The following is a 17206-nucleotide window of genomic DNA, read 5'->3' on the forward strand; positions in this document are numbered from 1 at the left end:
GTTTGATGCAGCCCGAATCACAAATCCCCATCGCGGCAGCGAAGAAGCGGCGATTTGCCGTGAGCCTCGCGCTGTTCTATTCGGCGGTCTTCGCGGTTTCGGGCACGCATCTGCCGTTCTTTCCGGTCTGGCTGAAGGCGATCGGCGTGGACGCGGCCTGGATCGGTCTCATCAACGCGCTGCCGGCGATCACGCGCTTCACCACGCTGCCGCAGGTCACGGCGTTTGCCGAAAAGCGACGGGCCATTCGCGCCGCCATGATGGTGTCGGTGCTGGCGACCGCGATCGGCTTCACAGCGGTTGGACTACAACAGCAGCCGCTGGCGCTGTTCCTGATCTATGCGCTGACCTGCGTGCTGTGGACGCCGACGATGCCGCTGACCGATGCCTATGCGCTGCGCGGCGTTGCCCGTTATGGGCTCGACTACGGGCCCTTGCGGCTGTGGGGCTCGGCGGCCTTCGCCGCGGGTTCGCTCGCCTGCGGCTATCTCGTCGACGTCATCGCGGCGCGCGATCTGATCTGGGTCATCGTGGCCTGGGCGGTCGTTGCGATCCTTGCCAGCCTGTTGCTTCAGCCGCTCGACGACATCAGGCGCAAGAGCGCCGAAGCGCGCGCCAACACGGCGCTGCTGCGCGATGCCGGCTTCTGGGCCATCATCGCCTCGGCCGCGCTGATCCAGGGCAGCCACGTCGCCTATTACACCTTCTCGGCCATCAACTGGCAGCTCCATGGCATCAGCGGGCTGACCATCGCGGGCCTGTGGACACTGGGCGTGATCGCCGAGATCGTCGTGTTCGCGCTGTCGCCGCGCTTCTCGCTGCATCCCTCCACCATGATGGCGATCGGGGGCCTGGCCGCCGTGCTGCGCTGGACCGTCACCGCCAACGAGCCGCCGCTCGCGCTGCTCGCGATCGTGCAGCTCGGCCACGGCCTCACCTTCGGCATGACCATCGTCGGCACCATGAATCTGCTGGTGCAGCGCGTGCCCCCGCATCAGATCGCGCGGGGGCAGGGCTATTATGCCGCCTGCAACGGGCTCTTGGGCGCTGCGACCTCGATCGCGTCAGGCGCGATCTACGCCCGCATCGGCGATGGCCTGTACTACGTCATGGCGGCGATGGCCGCGGCCGGCGCGCTGGTGATCTGGTCGGCGCGGCACCGATTCTCGGCTCATCCCCAGAGCGAGGCGTCCGGCGGATAGACCAGGCTGCCGTCATAACGCAGGCCGTGGTCGCGGTCGCGCGCGAGCAGAAGCGGGCCGTCGAGATCGACGAAGCGCGCCTGCGGCGTCACCAGCATGGCGGGGGCCATCGACAACGAGGTCGCGACCATGCAGCCGATCATGATCTCGAAGCCGAGCGCCTGCGCGGCATCGGCCATGGCCAGCGCCTCGGTGAGACCGCCGGTCTTGTCGAGCTTGATGTTCACGGCGTCGTAGCGTTCGCGCAGCGGTGCCAGCGAGGAGCGGTCATGCACGCTCTCGTCGGCGCAGACCGCGAGCGGCCGCTTGATCCGCGCCAGCGCCTCGTCCTTGCCTGATGGCAGCGGCTGCTCCACCAGGGTGACGCCGGCGGCGGCGCAGGCGGCGAGGTTGTGCTCCAGATTGGCTTCGGTCCACGCTTCATTGGCATCGACGATCAGCTGGGATTCGGGGGCGGCCCTGCGCACGGCGGCGATGCGTTGGGGATCGCCGTCGCCGCCGAGCTTGATCTTGAGCAGCGGCCGGTGCGCCGCTTTGGCGGTCGCGGCGGCCATGGCCTCGGGGGCACCTAACGAGATCGTGTAGGCCGTGGTGCGCTCGCCCGGCACGGGGCGATCCAGCAGGTTCCAGGCGCGCAGGCCGGCCGCCTTGGCCTCCAGGTCGATCAGGGCGCAATCAAGGGCATTGCGGGCCGCACCGGGCGGCATGGCGGCCTGGAGGGCCTGCCGCGTCAGCCCGCCCGCTACGGCCCCCTGCATGGCCTGGATGGCGGCGAGCGTCGCCTCGGGCGTCTCGCCGTAACGGGGATAGGGCACGCACTCGCCGCGGCCGGTCAGGCCGCCGCGGCTGACCTCCGCGACGACCGTCACGGCCTCGGTTTTCGCCCCCCGGCTGATGGTAAAGCTGCCGGCGATCGGGAAGCGCTCGATTCGCGCCGCCAGAGCCACAAGTTTGCTGGAAGTCATTTTGAACTCTGGCGAAATCTGAACCTGCTAGTTACCTCTAGCAACTAACATTAACCACTTGGGGATACCTTCTCTGGGTAAGGGCGCGTGCGCAACCATCTGATTTTCTCCGCCCCGGCACGGGAGCGGACGTCTTGAGTAGCGATCCGAAGCTGGAGCGGATTGCGAAGGGCAACGCGCTGGCACTCCGCGCCACCGGAACCTGGACCGCGAGCTTTGCGCCGGTCCTGGAACGGATGGTGGCCGACGCCGAGAAGCTCGGCGGCAGTCCGCAAAGCATCTTCATCGACGTGTCCGAGATCGCCAAGCTCGACACGTTCGGAGCCTGGCTGATCGAGCGGCTGCGCCGCAGCCTGACCACGGGCGCGGTCGAGCCGCAGATCGCCGGGCTCTCCGCCAATTATTCGAGCCTGGTCGACGAGGTGCGGCGGGTGCGGGCGACCCCCGTGATCGACCGCAGCCCCATCACCATCACCGGCATGCTGGAGCAGATCGGCCGGGCGGTGGCCGGCCTCGCCGGCACGGTGGCAGGCCTCGTCGACATGCTCGGCGCGGTGCTCGCTGCGGGCTTTCGCGTCCTGATCCATCCGCGCTCGTTCCGCCTGACCTCGACGGTGCATCACATGGAGCAGGTCTGCTGGCGCGCGGTGCCGATCATCGTGCTGATCACCTTCCTGATCGGCTGCATCATCGCGCAACAGGGCATCTTCCATTTCCGCCGCTTCGGCGCCGACATCTTCGTCGTCGACATGCTCGGCGTGTTGGTGCTGCGCGAGATCGGCGTGCTCCTGGTCGCGATCATGGTCGCGGGCCGCTCCGGCAGCGCCTACACCGCCGAGCTCGGCTCGATGAAGATGCGCGAGGAGATCGACGCGCTGCGTACCATGGGCTTCGATCCGATCGAGGTCCTGGTGCTGCCGCGCATGATGGCGCTGGTGCTGGCGCTGCCGATCCTTGCCTTCCTCGGCGCGATGGCCGCGCTCTATGGCGGCGGTCTGGTTGCCTGGCTCTATGGTGGCGTGCAGCCGGAGGCCTTCCTGTTGCGCCTGCGCGACGCCATCTCGATCGATCATTTCATCGTCGGCATCGTCAAGGCGCCGGTGATGGCCGCCGTGATCGGCATCGTCGCCTGCGTCGAAGGGCTCGCCGTGCAGGGCAGCGCGGAATCGCTGGGACAGCACACCACGGCGTCGGTCGTGAAGGGCATCTTCTTCGTCATCGTCATGGACGGCGTGTTCGCCATCTTCTTCGCCTCGATCGGGATGTGACGATGGCAGGCGAAATTCAAAACCCCATCATCCGCGTCCGTGACATCACCGTCCAGTTCGGCGCAACACGTGTGCTCGACGGGCTCAACCTCGACGTCAAGCGCGGCGAGATTTTGGGATTTGTCGGCCCCTCGGGCGCGGGCAAGTCCGTTTTGACGCGGACCATCATCGGTCTGGTGCCGAAGGTCGCGGGCAGCATCGAAGTGTTCGGCGTCGACCTCGATTCCTCCAGCACGTCGCAGCGGCGCAACGTGGAGCGGCGCTGGGGCGTGCTGTTTCAGCAGGGCGCGCTGTTCTCCTCGCTGACGGTGCGGCAGAACATCCAGTTTCCGATGCGCGAATACTTGCGCGTCTCGCAGCGGCTGATGGATGAGATCACCATGGCCAAGCTGACCATGGTCGGGCTCAAGCCCGAAGTCGCCGAGCGTTTCCCGTCCGAGCTCTCCGGCGGCATGATCAAGCGCGTGGCGCTCGCCCGCGCGCTGTCACTCGATCCCGATCTCGTGTTCCTGGACGAGCCGACGTCGGGCCTCGACCCGATCGGCGCCGGCGATTTCGACGAGCTGGTCCGGACCCTCCAGCGCACTTTGGGACTGACGGTTTTCATGGTAACCCACGATCTCGACAGCCTTTACACAGCGTGTGACCGCATCGCCGTTTTAGGGAACGGTAAGATCATTGCGGCAGGGTCGATCGCCGACATGCAGGCCTCGCAGCATCCCTGGCTGAGGCAATATTTCCATGGCAAGCGCGCCCGCGCGGTCATGGGTTAAGTGGCTGGGTTGAGAGCTGGGTCGTAGCCGGAGCACCTGATGGAAACGCGGGCGAATTACGTATTGATCGGCTCGTTCACGCTGGCGGTGATCGCCGCGGCGATCGGCTTCGTGCTGTGGTTTCAGTCGCTGCACACCACCAAGCAGCGCAGCCCCCTGCGCGTCGTGTTCGAGGGGCCCGCAGCGGGCCTGCGCAACGGCGGCAGCGTCAATTTCAACGGTATCCGGGTGGGCGAGGTGGTCTCGGTGAAGCTGGACAACCCGCGGCGGGTTGTCGCACTCGCCATGATCGAGAACAACGCCCCGATCCGCAAGGACACCCTGGTCGGCCTCGAATTCCAGGGCCTCACGGGCGTCGCCGCAATCTCGCTCAAGGGCGGCGACGAGGCCGCGGCACCGCCGCCGCTCGACCAGGACGGCATCCCGACGCTGACCGCCGACCCCAACAAGCTCCAGGACGTCACCGAGGCGATCCGCGCCACGCTGCAGAACATCAACAAGATCGTCGCCGACAATCAGGAAACGGTGAAGAACTCGCTGAAGAATCTGGAGACCTTCACCAACTCGCTCGCCCGCAACTCCGAGAAGATCGACGGCGTGATGGCCAAGGTCGACGGCGTCATGCTCAAGGCCGACAATCTCATGCTCGGCCTCAACACGCTGGCGGGCGGCAAGGATGGCGGCGAGCTGTTTCAGGCGGTGAAGTCGATCCGCGAACTCGCCGAGGATTTCGACAAGCGCTCCGGCGCGCTGATGGCCGACGGCCGCCGCACCCTCGGCGACATCAGCCGCGCCGTGAACAATTTCGACCGCAACCCGACCCGCGTGCTGTTCGGCGCCAGCAACTCATCGCAACCCGCCCCGCCGCCCGAACCGCCGAAGCCGGCGGCGGCCGAGCGCAGGCGGTAGCAGGCGGACGCGTTCACGCACCCTGTGCGTTCGTCATCGTGGGTCTCGTGTCCCGGACGCGCGGCAGCCTGCAACGCTGCTGCGCAGATGTGGGGCCGCTGCGCCAGTACGAAAGTATGGGGGTCGGGCCGAGCCAAGGTAGGGGGAGGGGCCGTCCCTCGTTGTCAGCTATACCGCGCTCAAGGCGCGTCCACGAAAAGGCGCGTCGACTTCACTCACAGGGGAGGAGAGCGCGTGGTACGCCTGTTGCTGTTGTTGCCGTTCATCGGCCTGATGATCGTGCCGTTCTACAATGTCCGGGAGCCCCATCTATTCGGCTTCCCGTTCTTCTATTGGTATCAGCTCGCCTGGGTGCCGCTGACCTCTCTACTCACCTACATCGTCTACAGGAGCGTGCGCCGTGCTGACTGATGTCGATAGCGCGGCGTTCGCCGTATTCATCGCTCTCTTCGTTCTCGTTACCGGCATGGGTTTCGTCGCTTCGCGCTGGCGCAAGCCGGAAACGCTCGCTCATCTCGACGAGTGGGGCCTGGGCGGCCGCAAGTTCGGGACCTGGATCACCTGGTTCCTGGTCGGCGGCGATTTCTACACCGCCTACACCGTGATCGCGGTTCCCGCGCTGGTCTATGCGGTCGGCGCCTACGGCTTCTTCGCGCTGCCCTACACCATCATCGTCTATCCCTTCGTGTTCGCGGTGATGCCGGTGCTCTGGAAGGTCGCCAAGGAGCGCGGCTATGTCACCGCCGGCGACGTGGTGCGCGGTGCCTACGGCTCGCGCGGCCTCGAGCTCGCGGTTGCGGCGACGGGCGTGCTGGCGACAATGCCCTATATCGCGCTCCAGCTCATCGGCATGGAGGTCGCGATCAAGGCGCTCGGGCTTCACGGCGAGGTGCCGCTCGTTCTCGCCTTCCTGGTACTCGCGCTCTACACCTACTCGTCCGGGCTGCGCGCGCCGGCGCTGATCGCCTTCGTCAAGGACATCATGATCTACATCGTGGTGATCGCTGCGATCGCGATCGTGCCCTCCAAGCTCGGCGGCTATGGCGCGATCTTCACCGCGGCGGATGCGGCTTTTGCCGCAAAGGGCTCGGGCGGTATCCTGCTGTCGCCGGCGCAGATCGTGCCCTATGCGTCGCTGGCGCTGGGCTCGGCGCTCGCGGCCTTCATGTATCCGCACACGCTGACGGGCATCTTCGCGTCCTCGGGCGGCAACACCATCCGCAAGAATGCGATGCTGCTGCCGGCCTACACGCTGCTGCTCGGTCTCCTCGCGCTGCTGGGCTACATGGGCCATGCGGCCGGGTTGAAGCTCGCGAGCAACAACGACGTCGTGCCTGAGCTGTTCAAGACCCTGTTCCCGAGCTGGTTCGCGGGCTTTGCCTTCGCGGCGATCGCGATCGGCGCGCTGGTGCCGGCGGCGGTCATGAGCATCGGCGCCGCCAACCTGTTCACCCGCAACTTCTGGAAGGTGTGGGCCGATCCGAAGGTGACGCCGGCGGGCGAGGCGAAGGTCGCCAAGATCACCTCCATGCTGGTGAAGGTCGGCGCGCTGCTCGCCATTCTCCTGATGCCGACGCAGTTCGCGCTCGACCTGCAACTGCTCGGAGGGCTCTGGATCCTCCAGACGCTGCCGGCGCTGGTGTTCGGCCTCTATCTGAACTGGTTCTCGAGCACGGCGCTTCTGGCCGGCTGGGCCGTCGGCCTTGCAGGCGGCTCATGGCTCGCCTGGTCGGACGGGCTGAAGCCGCTGCACAGCATCGACTTCGGCGCCGGCAAAGTCGCGATCTACACCGGCGTCCTGGCGCTCGCGCTGAACATCGTGGTTGCCGTCGTGGTCAACCTGGCGGTCAAGCGCGTGCCGCAGGAGCGGCTGTCCCGCGAGGCGGCCTGAAGTGACCCTCAAGCGGCGGCCGACGATCCTCCGGCCGCCGCTTCTTCGGAGCGAAATAGCCTTCCATGCGATTGAAAACGCTATAGTATCCGCCCGCGATCCGGCCCCGCTCATCGCCGGCCGATCAGACGATCTCGGGTGAGGATGTCTTGCAGGCGTGGTTCGTTCTTGCGGTCGCTGCGGGCTATGTGACCACGTTGTTCCTGGTGGCCTGGTGGGGCGATCGGCGGAGCGCCGGTGGACCGCTGGTGTCGCCAAACTCCTGGGTGGCCGCGATCAGCTATTGCCTGACGCTTGCGGTCTACAACACCTCCTGGAGCTTCTACGGATCGGTCGGACGGGCCGCCACCAGCGGGCTGGACTTTGCCACGATCTATATCGGCCCGACCCTGGTGCTGCTGTTCGGCCAACGGCTCCTGTCGAAGGTGATCGCGATCGCGAAGGCGCAGAACGTCACCTCGATCGCCGACTTCATCGCCGCGCGCTACGGCAAGAGCCAGGCGCTGGCGGCCTTCGTGACGCTGGCATCGCTGCTCGGCGTGCTTCCCTATATCGCGCTTCAACTCAAGGCTGTCGGCAAGAGCTTTGACTATCTGATCCTCCAGCCCGAGCGCGCCGGAGGCGAAGCACTGCGATTCTGGCAGGACTCCGCCTTCGGCGTCGCCGCGTCGATGGCGCTGTTCGCGATCGTGTTCGGCGTCCGGCATGTCCATGCCAGCGAGCATCATCGCGGCCTGATGCTCGCGATCGCCTTCGAGAGCGTCGTCAAGCTGCTCGCATTCCTGATCGTCGCGCTGTTCGTGCTGTTCGGCCTGTCTTGCGGTCCCGCCGCCCTGCTGTCGCAGTTTCAATCGGAGCCGCAACTGGCGGGGATCCTCAGCTTCGATCCGACGCAGCCGGTGTGGCCTGCGACGATCGTCATCTCGGGCATCGCTTTCCTGTGTCTGCCGCAGGCCTTCCATGTCGCCGTCGTCGAGAACGAGGCGCCGGCGCACACGCGCACAGCGGCATGGCTCTACCCGAGTTACCTTGCGCTGTTCAGCCTGCTGATCCTGCCGATCGCCGCGGCAGGGCTTGCGAGGTTCGGCGCGATGATGGACCCCGACACTTACGTCATCTCGCTGCCGATCGCGGCGGATGCGGGCACCATCAGCCTGATCGCGTTCCTGGGCGGGCTCTCGGCCGCCACCGGCATGGTGATCATGACGTCGGTCGCGCTCAGCACCATGCTCTGCAACGACGTCATCATGCCGCTGCTGTTGCGCTCGCGCGTCTTCGGCCTGCGTGCGCAGAGCCGGCCGATGACCTCGGTGCTGGTGGCGGTGCGCCGGCTCTCGATTGTTGGCATCCTGCTGCTCGCCTATCTGATGCACCGCCTGGTCAATCAGTCCTATCCGCTGACCTTGATCGGACTCCTGTCGTTCGTCGCGGTCGCGCAATTCGGTCCGGCGTTCGTCGGAGGGCTGTTCTGGCCGCGGGCCAACAAGGCCGGTGCCTCGATCGGAATCGCGGTCGGCTTTTCCATCTGGGCCTATACGCTGCTGCTTCCCTCGGCCGCGCCGCTCTGGCCGGCGATCGAGGAGATCGTCCGCCAGGGGCCGTGGAAGCTCGCCTGGCTCAAGCCGAACGCATTGCTGGGTCTCGAAGGGATCGATCCGATCTCGCACGCCACGCTCTGGAGCCTCGGCGCCAATCTCGTCTGCTTCCTGATGATCTCGGCGTTGGGGCGGCAGTCGACCGTCGAGCGCAACCAGGCGGCCGCATTCGCCGATGGCGTCATCCGCGAAAAGATCCCGACGCTGTCCTCCCGCGTGGTGGTCCGGCTCGACGATCTCCGCGCGCTGGCGTTGCGTTTTGTCGGCGCGCAGCGCGGCGCAGCGGCCTTCGACAACTATCTCGCGGCGCGTAGCGCCGGCACCGGGCCGCGCCTCGATCCGTCGGGGCTCGTCGATCTCGACTCGATCCGCTTCACGGAGAATCTGCTTGCCGGTGCCATCGGTGCTGCATCGGCGCGCGTGGTGATCGCCGCATCCCTGGAGGGGCACTCGCTGTCGCGGCGGGCGGCGATGGCGATGCTCGACGAAGCCTCGGAGGCGCTGCGCTTCAACCGCAACCTTTTGCAGAGCACGCTCGAAAGCGTGCCGCAGGGCATTTGCGCCTTCGATGCCGATTTCAACATCACGGCCTGGAACGGCCGTTTCATCGCGCTCCTGGACCTGCCGCCGGATTTCGTGCGCGTCGGTCTTCCGCTGGCGGACCTCATTGCCTTCAACGTCGAGCGCGGCGAATATGCCGCGTCCGAATTCGCCGCGCTCCTTGTCAATCGTGACGTCGCCACCCAGAGCTGGCCGTATCTGTACGAGCGCAAGCGGCCGGACGGCACGGTGCTCGAGATCGTCTATGATCGCGTCGCCGAGGGCGGCTACGTATCGACCTACACCGACGTCACCGAGCGTCATCGCGCCGCGGAAGCCCTGCGCCGGGCCAACGAGGGGCTCGAGCTGCGCGTCCGGGAGCGGACCGAGGCGCTCGAGCTGGCGAAGGCGGAAGCCGAGCAGGCCAATCTCGGCAAGACCCGCTTCCTGGCGGCGGCCAGCCACGATCTGCTGCAACCGCTGAATGCGGCCCGGCTGTTCCTGTCCGCGCTCGACGAAAGCCTGCATGCCGCATCGCGATCCGGCGACGTCGACAAGGAGCGCAACCTGGCGAGCAGCGCGATCACGGCGCTGCGCTCGACCGAGCACGTGCTGGACAGGCTGCTCGACATCTCCTCCTACGATGCCGGCGCCGTTCGCGCCGAAGCGTTTGATTTTCCGATCGCGGATCTGCTCGTGCAGTTGAACGTCGAGTTCTCCGCGATGGCGCACGAACGCGGGCTCGTCCTCAACGTCGTCGATTGTCGTGTCGCCGTGCGCAGCGATCCGCATCTCCTGCGTCGCATCTTGCAGAACCTGTTGTCGAACGCGCTCCGCTACACGCCCAGGGGACGCATCCTGCTCGGCTGCCGGCGGCGCGGCGGCGATCTGCGCATCGAGGTCTGGGACACCGGCGTCGGGATCGCGGCGGAGGATCGGACGCGGATCTTCGAGGAGTTCCAGCGTCTGACCCCCGGATCGGAGAAGGGCCTGGGTCTCGGTCTTGCGATCGTGGATCGTATCTCGCGGCTCCTGGGCCATCTCGTCGACGTCCGATCGCGGCCCGGACACGGCTCGTGCTTCGCCGTCACGGTGCCGCTGGCGCGCGGAGCGGGAACGCCGCTTCAGCGCAAGGTGGCAGATGCGCCGCCCGCGGTCGCGGAGCGCACGCTGACGATCCTGTGCCTCGACAATGAGGCGGCCATTCTCGACGGCTTGACGGCATTGCTCGGTGGGTGGGGGCACCATGTGCTTGTCGCCACGGACGCCGATGGAGCGATGGCGGCGGCCGCGGCCCATCCACCGCACCTCGTGCTGCTCGATTACCACCTCGACGATGGTCGCAGCGGCTTGGACTTTCTCGACGATCTCAGGCAGAAGTCGGGGCGCGACGTCCGTGCGCTGATCGTCACAGCCGATCGCAGCGAGGCCGTGCGCGAGGAGGCAAGGGCGCGCGGCTGCGAGATCCTGACGAAGCCGATCAAGCCGGCCGCTCTGCGGCGCTTCCTCGGCAGCGAAGCCCTGAACCGGCAGTTCGAGACGAAACTGGAGACTTCCTGACGATGCGCATCCTGATCGGCGACGATCATCCGCTGGTGCAGGCGGCGTTGCGGAGCGCCTTGTCGAGCGTGCTGCCGGATCTCGACATCATCGCCTGCCAGTCGCTGGACGAGGCGATCGGCGTCCTGACCGCCCAGTCCGACGAGATCGACCTGATCCTCTGGGATCTGACCATGCCGGGCATTCAAGGGTTTGCCGCGCTGTTCATCCTGTCGGCGCAGTTCCCGACCGTGCCGGTGGCGATCATCTCGGCACGGCAGGACGCCGCCACGATCCGCCGTGCGATTGCCTACGGCGCATCCGGCTACATCCCGAAATCGCTCGGCCTGCCCGAGATGGCGGATGCGATCACGAAAATACTCGCCGGTGAAATCTGGATGCCGCCCAATGTCGGCGGGCGCGGCTCGATCCAGAGCGCCGACGTCGAGCTTGCCGCAAGAATGGCTTCGCTGTCGGCGCAGCAGCTGCGCATTCTCGCAATGATCGTCGAAGGCAAGCTCAACAAGCAGATCGCGGGCGAACTCGACATCGCCGAGCAGACCGTGAAGGGCCACGTCTCGACGATCCTGCGCAAGCTCGGCGTCGGCTCGCGCACCCAGGCCGCGGTCGTGGCCGAGCGGCTGTCATTCGGTCAGCCCAACGGCACCTGAGATCCCTCCCGCAAAACAAGACGGAGGCCGTGAGGCCTCCGTCTTCATTCTGTTGTCTTGGAATTCTGCTGCTTATCCCAATCGTCCCGCCGCGTGCGCCAGCAGCGTGTACACCAGCCCCGTCTCCGAGATCAGGTGGCTGCGCAGCTCCTGCGGGCCGCGGCCGTCGCGGGCGACTTCGTCGAGCAGGCGCTCGAACTCGGCGACGTAGCGGTCGACCGTGCCCTTGAAGTTGCGGTCGGCGCGGTACTTGCGGGCGACCTCGTCGAAGGCCTTCTGGCCGGCGGGCGTGTACAGGCGCTTGGTGAAGGCCTTGTTCTCGCCGCGCTGATAGCGGTCCCACATCTCGGCGGCGAGGTTGCGGTCCATCAGCCGGCCGATGTCGAGCGACAGCGATTCCAGCGGATTGCTGCCATCTTGCGGTGCCTGCGGCTGCGGCGCGGCGGCATTGCGGCCGCGCAGAGCCTCACGACCGGTCGGGGCGCCGTGATTGGCGTCCGTGCGGTTGAGCAGGTCCGACAGCCAGCCGTCGCGGCCCTGGTCGCTACCGCCAGGTGCGACCGGCGGCGCTTCGGTGCGGCGCGCGGCCGGCATGCCGAGGTCCGGCGGCGGCAGCGTCGAGGCGCTGCCGGTGTCGCGCATGCGGGTCTCGGGAGCCCGGCCGCCGACGGCCGCGGCCAGCACCGGCTCTTCCTGGCGATGGATGCTGGCGCGGCCCGCCGTAGTGACGTCGAGCCCGCGGCCATGCTGGGCCACGATGCGGTTGAGCTCGGCGAGCGCCTCGATCTGGTCGACGATCACCTTGCGCATCTGGGCCGTGCTCTCGGCAGCCTCCTGCGGCATCTCGAGCACGCCGCGGCGCAGCTCGTTGCGGGTGGCTTCGAGCTCATTGTGCATCTCGAGAGCCATCTGCTTCATGCTGCCGACGAGGTTGGTGAACTTCTCGGTCGACTGCTTGAACATCGCATCCGCCTCGTCCGTGGTCTGGCGGTAGATGTCGTGCATCGCCTCGATGGTCTGGCGGTGCTCCTCCTCGGACGCCGCGCGCACCGCCTCGAACTGGCGGGTGATCGCGGCGGAGCCTGCGCCGGCGGTCTCGGCGACGACGCGGGCGATGTCGCGGGCGCGCTCTTCGGCGGCCGCCAGCGATTCATCGAGGAGGCCGGTGAAGCGCGACAGCCGCTGGTCGAGATCGGCCGTGCGCAGGTCGATCGTGGTGACGAGCGATTCCAGTGCCTGCTTGCGCTCGGCGAGCGAGGCGGTGGTGTTCTTGTTGCTCTGCTCGACGACCTGCGCGGCCTCGACCAGCGCCTTGCCGTGCTTGTCGAACTGGGTCGACAGCTCGCCGAGATCCTGGAGCGCCTTCGTGGTCTTGCTGTTGAAGACGTTGAGCTGCTCTTCCAGGTTCTGAGTCGCGGCGCCGTTGCGCGAGGTGACGTCGTTCATCGCCGAGACGAAGTCGGCGACGCGCGTCACCAGCGCCCGCTCCAGCGAGTTGAGGTTGTCGTGCGCACCGGTCAGCACCTCCTGCAGCAGGATGTTGCCTTCGCGCAGGCGCTCGAACAGGGCGACCGTGTCGGTGCGCAGGATCTTGCTGGTCTCCTGCATCTCCGTGACGGCCGCGATCGAGACCTGGCGCGACTGGTCGATCGCCGAACGCGAGGCCTGCTCGAGGTCCTTCAGCGACTTGCCGACCGCGCTGGTGGCGATCTCGCTCGCCGCGTTGATGGTGCGGGCGACTTCCGAGCCGTTGCCCATCATGGTCTGCGAGAAGGCGTTGCCGCGCGTCTCGATCGACTTCAACGCGTCGGAGGTGACGCGGTCGATGTCGAGGGTGAGCTGGTTGGTCTTCGAGCCGATGGCATCGACCAGCGCGCCGCGCTTGGCGTCGATCATGTTCGACAGGCGGTCGGCCTGCTGCTGCACGTAGGTGACGATCTCGTCAGTCTTGCCGGTCATGGCCTGGCCGAAGCTGGAGGTGGCGGCGAGCACCGAGCGCTCGACGTCGGCCGAGCTCGTCTTGACCCGCGAGCTCGCCTCGTTGGAGGCGGAGATCAGCGCGTTCTGGGCGTTGAGCGCGCTGGTCTGGATGTCGTTGGTCGCGTTGGCGGTGGCCGCGCTCAGCGTGCGCTCGATCTCGGTCGAGATCGTGCGGATCTGGCTCGCGGCGTCGGCCGAGGTCGAGGTCAGCGAGATCTGCGCCTCGCGCGCGCTGTTGAGGATGGTCGAGGCGGTGTCGGCGCCGACCGCAGTCAGCGTGCGCTCGATGTCCGTCGTCAGCGACTTGATCTGGCTCGCCGCATCGCTCGAGGCGGAGATCAGCGAGCCCTGGGCCTCGCGGACACCGCTGGTGAGCGCCTCGATGGTGGCGCCGCCGGCGGTCGCCAGCGCGCGCTGCATCTCGGCCGCGAGCGAACGGACCTGGCTGGTCTGTTCGGCCGAGACCGCGAGCAGGGTGCTCTGGGCGTCGCGCGCGCTGGTGGTGATCGTCTCGGCCGTCGTCTGGCCCACCTGCGAGAGCGAACGATGCACTTCGGCCGCGAGCGACTTGACCTGGCTCGCCGCATCCGAGGACGCCGTGACCAGCGTGCTCTGGGCCTCGCGGGCGCCGCTCATGATGGTCTCGGCCGTCGAGGTGCCCGCCATCGTAAGCGAGCGCTGCACGTCCGAGGACAGCGCCTTGATCTGGTTGGCGGTCTCGGTCGAGGCCGCGATCAGCGCGTTCTGCGCGTCGCGGGCGCCGGCGGTGATCGATTCCGCCGTGGTGGTGCCCGCCATCGTAAGCGAGCGCTGCACGTCCGAGGACAGCGCCTTGATCTGGTTGGCGGTCTCGGTCGAGGCCGCGATCAGCGCGTTCTGCGCATCGCGGGCGCCGGCAGTGATCGATTCCGCCGTGGTGGTGCCGGCCAGCGACAGCGAACGCTGCACGTCGGCGGTGAGCGCCTTGACCTGGCTCGCCGCATCCGAGGACGCCGTGACGAGGGTGGTCTGCACCTCGCGGGCGCCGGCCAGGATGGAGGCCGCAGTGGCGGAGCCGGCCGCCGACAGCGTGCGTTCGACGTCGGCCGCGAGCCCCTTGATCTGGTTGGAGGCCTCGCCCGATGCGGCGACGAGCGTCGACTGGGCTTCGCGGGCACTGGTCAGGATCGAGTTCGCCGCACCGGTGCCGACCGCGGTCAGCGCCTGCTCGACCTCGGCCGAGGTCATCTTGAGCTGGGCGTTGACGTCGGAGGAGACCGTCAGCAGCGACTGCTGGGCCGCGCGCGCGCCGGTCTGGATGGTCTCGCTGGTGTTGACGACGAGGTTGGTGAGCGAGCGCTCGGCGTCCTCGACATGCGAACGGATCGCGGTCGAGATCATCTCGGCGCGGGACATCATGTCCTCGCTGGCCTGGCGTCCGCTGCTCTCGATGCGGCCGGCGACGGCCTCGACGCGCGAGCCGAGCAGGTCCTCGAACTGCGCCACGCGCACGTCGATGTCGCTGGCGACGGAGCCGATCTTGGTCTCGATGGCCTGCTGGATGTCCTGGAAGCGCGCCGTGACCGTGTCGGTCAGATGCGTGCTGCGGCCGTCGATGATCTCGGTGACGCCGGTAATGCGGCGGTCGACCGCCTCGATCGCCTGCGCGGTGCCGTCCGTGAGCGTCGAGGTCAGCAGCGTGAGGCGCGTGTCGATCGACTGCACGGCCTGCGAGGCGCCGTTGGTCACGGCGGTGGTCAGATAGGTGAGGCGGGAGTCGATGGATTCGAGCGCCTGCGACGCGCCGCCGGTGAGCGTCGTCGTGAGGTGCGTCAGCCGGGTGTCGATCGACTGGATGGTCTGCGATGCGCCATCGGTCAGCGAGGTCGTGAGGTGGGTGAGGCGGGAGTCGATCGACTGGATCGCCTGCGCGGCACCGTCGGTCAGCGATGTCGCCAGCGTGTTGATGCGCCCGTCGATGGTTTCGGTCATGGACTTCGCGCGGGTGTCGAACGACTGTTCGAGTGCGGCGACGCGGCCGACGAGCTGCTCGTCGAAGGTCCTGATGTGGCCTTCGATCGTGCCGTCGAGGCTCGCGATCTTGCCGTTCAGCGAGGTGTCGAGGTTGGCGACGCGTTCGCCGATCGTGGTCTCGAACTGCACGAGGCGCTGGTCGAGCACCGCCGTGATCTGGCCGCCGTTCGCCGTGAAGCGGGTGTCGAAATTGTCGACATAGGTCCTCAGCGTCTCGGCGATGTCCTGCGTGCGCTGGCCCATGCGCTCGACGATCTCGCCGCCGAAGGTCTTCACGGTGCGGTCGAACTCGGAGATGTGGCGCGTGATCAGCGCGCCCAGCGTGCCGGAGTCGCGGGCGAACTTCTCGACCAGCTCGGTGCCCTGGTTCCTCACCAGCTCGTCGAAGGCGCTCATCTGCAGCGACAGCGAGTCGTGTGCGGTCTCGGTCTGGCTGACGACCTTGGCGACCAGGGCGTTGACGGTGGCGTCGAGCGCCTCGCTCGCCTTGTCGCCGCTCGTCATGATCTGGCCGGCGAGGCGGTTGCCGGCGTCGTCGATCTTGGCGGAGATGTCGTTGGAACGCAGCTCGAGCTCGAGCAGCAGCGAGTCCGACGAGTTCTTCAGGGAATCGTGCACCTGCTCGGTGCGCTCGGAGATGCCGTCGACGATCGCGGCGGAACGCTGCTCGAATTCGCCGGTGATGCGGTCGATGCGCTCGTTCAGCATCTCATGGACGCGGTCGGCGAGATCGACGAACTCGTCGTGGACGTGGCCGGTCTTGAAGTTGAGGCTGGTGGTCAGCCGCTCGCTGGCGTCGAGCACGGCGCGCGTGGTCTCGTTGCTGGCTTCCTCGAGGCGGTCGAGCAGGTCGCCGCCGCGCTCGCCGAGCGCCAGGATCATGTTGTCACCGGCATTGCTCAGCGCCTGGGTGATGTGGGCACCGCGCTCTTCGAGCGCGCCGGTGATGGACTTGGCGACCTCGTCGACACGGGAGGCGATCGCGTCCGAGATCAGCGCGATGTCGTGGCGCAGGTCGATCTGCACGCCGGAGATGGCGCTGCGGACCTGCTCGGCCTGGCCGACCAGATTGTCGCGCTGATGCGCGATGTCCTGGAGCAGGGCGCGGATGCGCACCTCGTTGTCGGAATAGGCGCGTTCCAGCGCTGCGACCTCGTTGGCGACCAGCGTCTCGAGCTCGCCGGCGCGCGCAATCGCGCGTTCGATGCCGTCGCCCATCGCCGCGACCTCGCGACGGATGGCCTGGCCGACGGTGACCATGGAATCGGAGGCCGAGCCTTCCGGTTCGGAGAAGCGGATCGCGACCTGCGCCATCGCCTGCGCGATCATGCGCATTTCCTGGCCGCGCCAGACGAGGCTCGCCAGGAAGTAGAACAGCATGATCGGCGCGAAGAACATCGCGACGAGACCGGCGATGACGAGCACGCCGCCGCTCTGGCCCATGGCGGCCTGGATCGAGGGCAGGAAGCCGACGGTCAGCGCGGCGCAGGCGGCGAGCCAGATGCCGGCGAAGATGGTGGCGAAGGTGTAGACGCTGCGGGCAGGGCGGCCCTTCTGCAGCGCCTGGAGCAGCTGGCCGATGGTCTCGCGGTCGTCATTGGCGGCGCGGCGCGAGGGGCGCGGCTCCTCGACCGGGTCGAACACGGTCGCCCCCTCGTTGGCGGCCGGGCGCGGCTCGAAGCTCGGCTCATCGAAGATCGGAGGGGCAGGCGGCGGCACCGGGGGCGCCGCTTCGTTGCGCACGGAGACGTTGCGGCTGGTGTCCGCAGCCGTGTCGCTGATGTTGAGGGCTTCCTGGATCGCAGAAAGCGCGACTTCTGTGGGGTCTTTGACCTTTTTCGGAGTGTTCGCCATGTTCAG

General features: G+C 67.4%; 10 protein-coding genes. 8 read left to right on the top strand and 2 right to left on the bottom strand.

Translation table 11 applies throughout. The features are described from left to right. The first annotated feature begins 5 nt into the window (after positions 1-5). Positions 6-1202 (top strand): major facilitator superfamily domain-containing protein 6, encoded by a 1197-nt coding sequence (locus tag P6U27_RS12265; protein WP_122402380.1) that lies wholly within the window; start codon positions 6-8, stop codon positions 1200-1202. On the opposite strand, the gene dgcA is transcribed toward P6U27_RS12265, so the two are convergent. Beyond that, positions 1172-2167: an N-acetyl-D-Glu racemase DgcA gene (dgcA, locus tag P6U27_RS12270; protein ID WP_122402381.1), complete on the bottom strand. Its 996-nt coding sequence runs from the start codon at positions 2165-2167 to the stop codon at positions 1172-1174. The two genes, P6U27_RS12265 and dgcA, sit on opposite strands and share 31 nt — an antisense overlap. A gap of 134 nt (positions 2168-2301) precedes the next feature. On the opposite strand from dgcA, the gene P6U27_RS12275 reads away from it, so the two are divergent. From P6U27_RS12275 to P6U27_RS12305, 7 genes are all read left to right on the top strand, one after another. Next, a complete protein-coding gene (locus P6U27_RS12275) occupies positions 2302-3435 on the top strand; it encodes an ABC transporter permease (RefSeq protein WP_122402382.1) in 1134 nt (377 codons plus the stop codon). Between the two features lie 2 nt (positions 3436-3437). Continuing rightward, on the top strand, positions 3438-4208 hold the full coding sequence (locus P6U27_RS12280) for an ABC transporter ATP-binding protein (protein WP_162500203.1): 771 nt from the start codon (positions 3438-3440) through the stop codon (positions 4206-4208). 39 nt (positions 4209-4247) lie between these two features. Continuing rightward, positions 4248-5117, top strand: a complete 870-nt coding sequence (locus P6U27_RS12285; protein WP_122402383.1) for an MlaD family protein — start codon at positions 4248-4250, stop codon at positions 5115-5117. A 234-nt stretch (positions 5118-5351) separates the two neighbouring features. Then, positions 5352-5528 (top strand): DUF3311 domain-containing protein, encoded by a 177-nt coding sequence (locus P6U27_RS12290; protein WP_122406560.1) that lies wholly within the window; start codon positions 5352-5354, stop codon positions 5526-5528. Continuing rightward, positions 5518-7008 carry a monocarboxylate uptake permease MctP gene (gene mctP / locus P6U27_RS12295; protein ID WP_407194120.1) on the top strand — a complete coding sequence of 497 codons (1491 nt, stop codon included), beginning with the start codon at positions 5518-5520 and terminating at the stop codon, positions 7006-7008. The genes P6U27_RS12290 and mctP overlap by 11 nt, the downstream gene beginning before the upstream one ends. Before the next feature lie 149 nt (positions 7009-7157). Beyond that, positions 7158-10703, top strand: a complete 3546-nt coding sequence (locus tag P6U27_RS12300) for a NahK/ErcS family hybrid sensor histidine kinase/response regulator (RefSeq protein ID WP_407194121.1) — start codon at positions 7158-7160, stop codon at positions 10701-10703. Then, entirely contained in the window at positions 10700-11353 is a 654-nt protein-coding gene (locus P6U27_RS12305; protein WP_122406561.1) for a response regulator transcription factor, read from the top strand. The genes P6U27_RS12300 and P6U27_RS12305 overlap by 4 nt, the downstream gene beginning before the upstream one ends. Positions 11354-11425: 72 nt before the next feature. On the opposite strand, the gene P6U27_RS12310 is transcribed toward P6U27_RS12305, so the two are convergent. Beyond that, positions 11426-17200 (bottom strand): negative regulator of septation ring formation, encoded by a 5775-nt coding sequence (locus P6U27_RS12310; protein WP_407119670.1) that lies wholly within the window; start codon positions 17198-17200, stop codon positions 11426-11428. Positions 17201-17206: the final 6 nt, after the last annotated feature.

The sequence above is a fragment of the Bradyrhizobium sp. STM 3566 genome, from assembly GCF_045571445.1.
Classification (GTDB): domain Bacteria; phylum Pseudomonadota; class Alphaproteobacteria; order Rhizobiales; family Xanthobacteraceae; genus Bradyrhizobium; species Bradyrhizobium vignae.

Excerpts from the sequence above, each read along its gene's own strand:
- P6U27_RS12310 (WP_407119670.1), bottom strand. The coding sequence starts at position 17,200 with ATGGCGAACACTCCGAAAAAGGTCAAAGACCCCACAGAAGTCGCGCTT.
- P6U27_RS12280 (WP_162500203.1), top strand. The coding sequence starts at position 3,438 with ATGGCAGGCGAAATTCAAAACCCCATCATCCGCGTCCGTGACATCACC.
- P6U27_RS12265 (WP_122402380.1), top strand. The coding sequence starts at position 6 with ATGCAGCCCGAATCACAAATCCCCATCGCGGCAGCGAAGAAGCGGCGA.
- P6U27_RS12285 (WP_122402383.1), top strand. The coding sequence starts at position 4,248 with ATGGAAACGCGGGCGAATTACGTATTGATCGGCTCGTTCACGCTGGCG.
- dgcA (WP_122402381.1), bottom strand. The coding sequence starts at position 2,167 with ATGACTTCCAGCAAACTTGTGGCTCTGGCGGCGCGAATCGAGCGCTTC.